We start from the raw sequence: 6,170 nt of genomic DNA, 5'->3' as shown, positions 1-6,170 counted from the left end.
GGTTGGAAGAAGAACGATACAGGCTATTGGTATGTACACTCAGACGGCTCTTATCCAAAAGACAAGTTTGAGAAGGTCAACGGCACCTGGTATTACTTCGACGGCTCAGGCTACATGCTTGCAGACCGCTGGAAGAAGCACACAGACGGCAACTGGTACTGGTTTGATAACTCAGGCGAAATGGCTACAGGCTGGAAGAAAATCGCTGAGAAGTGGTATTATTTTGACACAGAGGGCGCTATGAAGACAGGATGGGTCAAGTACAAAGATACTTGGTATTACCTTGACGGTAAAGAAGGTGCTATGGTATCAAACGCCTTTATCCAGTCTGCGGACGGAACAGGCTGGTACTACCTCAAACCAGACGGAACAATGGCAGACAAGCCAGAGTTCACAGTAGAGCCAGACGGCTTGATTACGACTAAATAATTTTAAAAAATAAAAGGAAAGGAAAACTTTTCTAAAATGTTTATCTACCCCACAGGACTCGTCCTTGTGGGGATTTTTTGTTAAAAAGAGTAAGAAACATTGACTTTTTTAAAGAAAGATGTCATAATCAAGTTAATTCAAAAAAATATTATGGAGCGAGTAGGAGGAATTTGGGATGTTAAAAAATACAAAACAACCTCAATACTTTAAGTCTTTTTTACTTGGTATGACAGCAATTGTATTGCCTGTTTTTAGCTTTAACCAGAACATTTCGAAAGTAAAAGCTGATACAGTCCCAGACTGGAAGAAAGTCAAAAGTGATTACAAGAAATCAACGATGGGCATTCAGAAAGAGGTAATGAAATTTGGATACCGAGAATAAAGATTTGATTGAAGTCAATAATATTGTTGATGAAGTCGAGCGCTTACCACATGAACAGCGTCAAGTAGTTTTACAGAAGTTGGAAATCTATCAAGGTGACCTACCTCATCCAGATATTCTCAAAGGATATAAAGAGCTATATCCGGATGCTGCTCAAAAGATTATTGATAATGGTATTGCAGAAAGCCAACATCGTAGAGAGATGGAAGATAAATACTTATCAGGGAATATTGCTTCTCATAAATTGGGACAGTTATTTGGCTTTTTAATCGCCCTCGTTGTTATTATTGGTGGAATTTACTTAATAGCAACAGATAAACAAATTGCAGGTAGTGTCTTAACTGGAACTACTGCATTAGGGCTAATTGGTTTGTTTACAGGGAATAATCAAAATAAAAACAAAGACAAAGAATAATTTTTCACCGCAGGCTCAGGCTTGCGGTTTTTTTATTTTTCAAAAACACACATTTTGAACGATTAGAAAGCAAAATCACAATCCTATTGTTCAAAAAAGCGTTTACATGAAGAATATGGAGAGGAAATCGTGGTGTATTATTGTCAAAAACGGTGTTTTGTTAAAAATAAAAAACAGTGAAATGAGTCACTGATCCTTTTGTAAACTATTAGAAGTAAATTGAAACCTTCTCAACTATACGGGCAAAGATGATTGTAAAAATGAATACGAAGATGAATACGATTTAAAAAAACGATGGAAATTAGTGTAAATGATTTTAACGAAAAATAAGTAAAAACTCAACTATTTACAAGTGATGATAACTATTTGTAAACGTTTTTCACTTATGGTATAATAAGCATTGTATTTATTGTATATGAATCTGGAGAAAAAATCAAAGATATTTTTGACGGATAATATGAGAACAAGGGAGAATATATGACCTTAGAATGGGAAGAATTTCTAGATCCTTACATTCAAGCTGTTGGTGAGTTAAAGATTAAACTACGTGGTATTCGCAAGCAATATCGTAAGCAAAATAAACATTCTCCGATTGAGTTTGTGACTGGTCGAGTCAAGCCAATTGAGAGCATCAAAGAAAAAATGGCTCGACGTGGTATTACTTATGCGACCTTAGAACATGATTTGCAGGATATTGCTGGCTTACGTGTGATGGTTCAGTTTGTAGATGACGTCAAGGAAGTAGTGGATATTTTGCACAAGCGTCAGGATATGCGAATCATACAGGAGCGAGATTACATTACTCATAGAAAAGCATCAGGCTATCGTTCCTATCATTTGGTAGTAGAATATATGGTTGATACCATCAATGGAGCCAAGACTATTTTGGCAGAAATTCAAATACGTACCTTGGCCATGAATTTCTGGGCAACGATAGAACATTCTCTCAACTACAAGTACCAAGGGGATTTCCCAGAGGAGATTAAGAAGCGACTGGAAATTACAGCTAGAATCGCCCATCAGTTGGATGAAGAAATGGGTAAAATTCGTGATGATATCCAAGAAGCTCAGGCTCTTTTTGATCCCTTGAGTAGAAAATTAAATGACGGTGTAGGAAACAGTGACGATACAGATGAAGAATACAGGTAAACGAATTGATCTGATAGCCAATAGAAAACCGCAGAGTCAAAGGGTTTTGTATGAATTGCGAGATCGTTTGAAGAGAAATCAGTTTATACTCAATGATACCAATCCGGATATTGTCATTTCCATTGGCGGGGATGGTATGCTCTTGTCGGCCTTTCATAAGTACGAAGACCAACTTGATAAGGTACGCTTTATCGGTCTTCATACAGGACATCTGGGCTTTTATACCGATTATCGTGATTTTGAGTTGGATAAGTTAATGACCAATTTGCAGCTAGATACCGGAGCAAGGGTTTCTTACCCTGTTCTAAATGTGAAGGTTTTTCTTGGAAATGGAGAGGTCAAGATTTTTCGTGCCCTCAACGAAGCCAGCATCCGCAGGTCTGATCGAACCATGGTAGCAGATATTGTCATCAATGGTGTTCCCTTTGAACGTTTTCGTGGAGACGGGCTAACAGTTTCGACACCGACTGGTAGTACTGCCTATAACAAGTCTCTTGGCGGTGCTGTTTTACACCCTACCATTGAAGCTTTGCAATTAACGGAAATTGCCAGCCTCAATAATCGTGTCTATCGAACGCTGGGCTCTTCCATTATCGTTCCTAAGAAGGATAAGATTGAACTCATTCCAACGAGAAATGATTACCATACCATTTCGGTTGACAATAGCGTTTATTCTTTCCGTAATATTGAGCGTATTGAGTATCAAATCGATCATCATAAGATTCACTTTGTCGCGACTCCTAGCCATACTAGTTTCTGGAACCGTGTTAAGGATGCCTTTATCGGCGAGGTGGACGAATGAGGTTTGAATTTATCGCAGATGAGCATGTCAAGGTTAAGACCTTCTTAAAAAAGCACGAGGTTTCTAAGGGGCTTCTGGCCAAGATTAAGTTTCGAGGTGGGGCTATTCTGGTCAATGACCAACCACAAAATGCAACCTATCTATTGGATCTTGGGGACCGCGTTACTATCGATATTCCCGCTGAGGAAGGCTTTGAAACTCTGGAAGCTATCGAGCGCCCACTGGATATTCTCTATGAGGATGACCACTTTCTAGTCTTGAATAAACCCTATGGAGTTGCCTCTATTCCTAGTGTTAACCACTCCAATACCATTGCCAATTTTATCAAGGGTTACTACGTCAAGCAAAATTACGAAAATCAGCAAGTTCACATTGTGACCAGGCTTGATAGGGATACTTCTGGCTCGATGCTCTTTGCCAAGCACGGCTATGCCCATGCACGATTGGACAAGCAGTTGCAGAAGAAGTCCATTGAAAAACGCTACTTTGCTTTGGTTAAAGGTGATGGACACTTGGAGTCAGAGGGGGAAATTATTGCCCCGATTGCGCGTGATGAAGACTCCATTATTACCAGACGGGTGGCTAAAGGTGGAAAATATGCCCATACTTCCTACAAGATTGTAGCTTCTTATGGAAATATCCACTTGGTCGACATTCGGCTGCACACTGGTCGAACCCACCAAATTCGAGTCCACTTTTCTCATATTGGTTTTCCTTTGTTGGGCGATGATTTGTACGGTGGTAGCTTGGATGACGGCATTCAACGTCAGGCTCTGCATTGCCATTTCCTATCTTTTTATCATCCATTTTTAAAGCAAGACTTGCAGTTAGAAAGTCCCTTGCCGGATGATTTTAGCAACCTTATTACCCAGTTATCAACTAATACTCTATAAAAACTGTTTCAGAGTATAATTATTATCTTAAAGGAGAAAACTCATGGAAGTTTTTGAAAGTCTCAAAGCCAACCTTGTTGGTAAAAATGCTCGTATCGTTCTCCCTGAAGGGGAAGAGCCACGTATTCTTCAAGCGACTAAACGTTTGGTAAAAGAAACAGAAGTGATTCCTGTTTTGTTAGGAAATCCTGAAAAAATTAAAATTTATCTTGAAATTGAAGGGATCATGGATGGTTATGAAGTCATTGACCCTCAACATTATCCTCAATTTGAAGAAATGGTTGCTGCCTTGGTGGAGCGTCGTAAGGGCAAAATGTCTGAAGAAGATGCACGCAAGGTTTTGGTTGAAGATGTCAACTATTTTGGTGTTATGTTGGTTTACTTGGGCTTGGTTGATGGAATGGTGTCAGGTGCGATTCACTCAACTGCTTCAACAGTTCGCCCAGCCCTACAAATCATTAAAACTCGTCCAAATGTGACTCGTACTTCAGGTGCCTTCCTCATGGTTCGTGGTACGGAACGTTACCTGTTTGGAGACTGTGCCATCAACATCAATCCAGACGCGGAAGCTTTGGCTGAAATTGCCATCAACTCAGCAATCACAGCTAAGATGTTTGGTATTGAGCCTAAAATTGCTATGCTAAGCTATTCTACTAAAGGTTCAGGTTTTGGTGAAAGCGTTGATAAGGTCGTTGAAGCAACTAAAATTGCTCACGACTTGCGCCCTGACCTTGAAATCGATGGTGAGTTGCAATTTGATGCAGCCTTTGTTCCTGAAACTGCAGCTTTGAAAGCTCCTGGAAGTACGGTAGCTGGTCAAGCAAATGTCTTCATCTTCCCAGGTATCGAGGCAGGAAATATCGGATACAAGATGGCTGAACGTCTTGGTGGCTTTGCGGCAGTAGGTCCTGTTTTGCAAGGTTTGAACAAGCCAGTTAACGACCTTTCTCGTGGATGTAATGCAGATGATGTTTACAAGTTAACCCTTATCACAGCAGCTCAAGCAGTTCATCAATAGTGAAAACTATAAAGCGATATACTATGCTATACTGTAGTTATGAAACTATGTACGAAAAGCACTGCTATTAATTCCTGAGAACTAAATTACTGATTGGTGTCAAAAAGGACAACTTCCAAGCGATGATATCCTGTCTATATACGACCTATAGAAATCTGTAATATACATGTCCGTAAAACGATAAATTTCCTTTTAAATGAGTATGAAAAGAGAATTTTTCATGAGAAAACGCATAATATTGAGTGCATTTTGTACTGACCCCCAAAAGTTAGACAATTAATTTATCCAAAGGATTTAGTTCTGTACTGCACAGGACTAAGTCCTTTTAGTTTTACCTTAATTCTCTTGTTGTTGTAATAATCAATATAGTCTATAATGGCTTGTTCCAATTGATTAAGTGATTTAAATGTTTTCTCATAGCCATAAAACATTTCCGATTTTAAAATGCCAAAGAAAGATTCCATCATACCGTTGTCTTGGCTGTTTCCCTTGCGTAACATGGATGCTTGAGTTCCCTTACTCTCTAGGAACCGATGATAAGAATCGTGTTGGTATTGCCAGCCTTGGTCACTATGGAGAATCGTATTCTCATAGTGCTTCTCTGTGAATGCCTGTTCCAACATTGTTTTTACTTGTTCTAAGTTGGGTGAAGTTGAAAGATTATAGGCGATAATTTCACTATTAAAGCCATCTAAAACTGGTGATAAGTAAAGCTTTTGAGTACTTGCTGGAATGGCAAATTCGGTCACATCTGTGTAGCACTTTTCCATTGTTTTAGAGCCTTCAAATTGACGTTGAATGAGATTCTCTGCTTTCTTACCAACGTCTCCTTTATGAGAAGAATATTTTCGTTTCTGTCGCATTTTAGCTTGTAAATTGAGTACTTTCATCAAGCCTTGAACTCTTTTATGATTTACTAGATAACCACGATTTCTTAGTTCTAAATAAATCCGACGATAACCATAATTTCCCTTGTGTTCGATAAAGATGGATTGAATTTCAGCTTTAAGCTCTTGGTCCTTATCTGGTTTATCTAGCTGTTTCAAGTGATAGTAGTAGGTCTAACGAGCTAGTTTAATGGC

The 6,170-nt window shown here is 39.0% G+C and carries 6 protein-coding genes and 2 pseudogenes; 7 read left to right on the top strand and 1 reads right to left on the bottom strand.

All coding sequences use genetic code 11. The features are described from left to right. From HT699_RS00380 to pta, 7 genes and pseudogenes are all read left to right on the top strand, one after another. Positions 1-429, top strand: a pseudogene (locus HT699_RS00380) (N-acetylmuramoyl-L-alanine amidase family protein); the annotation flags it as partial. A gap of 175 nt (positions 430-604) precedes the next feature. Continuing rightward, positions 605-811, top strand: a complete 207-nt coding sequence (locus tag HT699_RS00375; RefSeq protein WP_000917045.1) for a hypothetical protein — start codon at positions 605-607, stop codon at positions 809-811. Continuing rightward, complete coding sequence (locus HT699_RS00370) at positions 795-1,226, top strand: DUF2335 domain-containing protein (RefSeq protein ID WP_000379281.1); 432 nt, start codon at positions 795-797, stop codon at positions 1,224-1,226. Before HT699_RS00375 ends, HT699_RS00370 begins: the two co-directional genes overlap by 17 nt. 477 nt (positions 1,227-1,703) lie before the next feature. After that, positions 1,704-2,375, top strand: coding sequence for a GTP pyrophosphokinase family protein (locus HT699_RS00365; protein ID WP_054393140.1), 672 nt, complete (start codon positions 1,704-1,706; stop codon positions 2,373-2,375). Further along, positions 2,359-3,177 carry an NAD kinase gene (locus tag HT699_RS00360; protein ID WP_050261575.1) on the top strand — a complete coding sequence of 273 codons (819 nt, stop codon included), beginning with the start codon at positions 2,359-2,361 and terminating at the stop codon, positions 3,175-3,177. The genes HT699_RS00365 and HT699_RS00360 overlap by 17 nt, the downstream gene beginning before the upstream one ends. Then, on the top strand, positions 3,174-4,070 hold the full coding sequence (locus tag HT699_RS00355; RefSeq protein WP_054393139.1) for an RluA family pseudouridine synthase: 897 nt from the start codon (positions 3,174-3,176) through the stop codon (positions 4,068-4,070). The genes HT699_RS00360 and HT699_RS00355 overlap by 4 nt, the downstream gene beginning before the upstream one ends. Before the next feature lie 43 nt (positions 4,071-4,113). Next, complete coding sequence (gene pta, locus HT699_RS00350) at positions 4,114-5,088, top strand: phosphate acetyltransferase (RefSeq protein WP_000451580.1); 975 nt, start codon at positions 4,114-4,116, stop codon at positions 5,086-5,088. A gap of 281 nt (positions 5,089-5,369) precedes the next feature. Here the strand turns inward: pta and HT699_RS00345 are convergent. After that, a pseudogene (locus HT699_RS00345) lies at positions 5,370-6,170 on the bottom strand (IS3 family transposase); the annotation flags it as partial.

The sequence above is a fragment of the Streptococcus sp. 1055 genome (genome assembly GCF_013276815.1).
In the GTDB taxonomy this organism is placed as follows: domain Bacteria; phylum Bacillota; class Bacilli; order Lactobacillales; family Streptococcaceae; genus Streptococcus; species Streptococcus pseudopneumoniae.
Note: the sequence above shows the minus strand (reverse complement) of the source record. Positions and strands in the feature narration are given on the sequence as shown.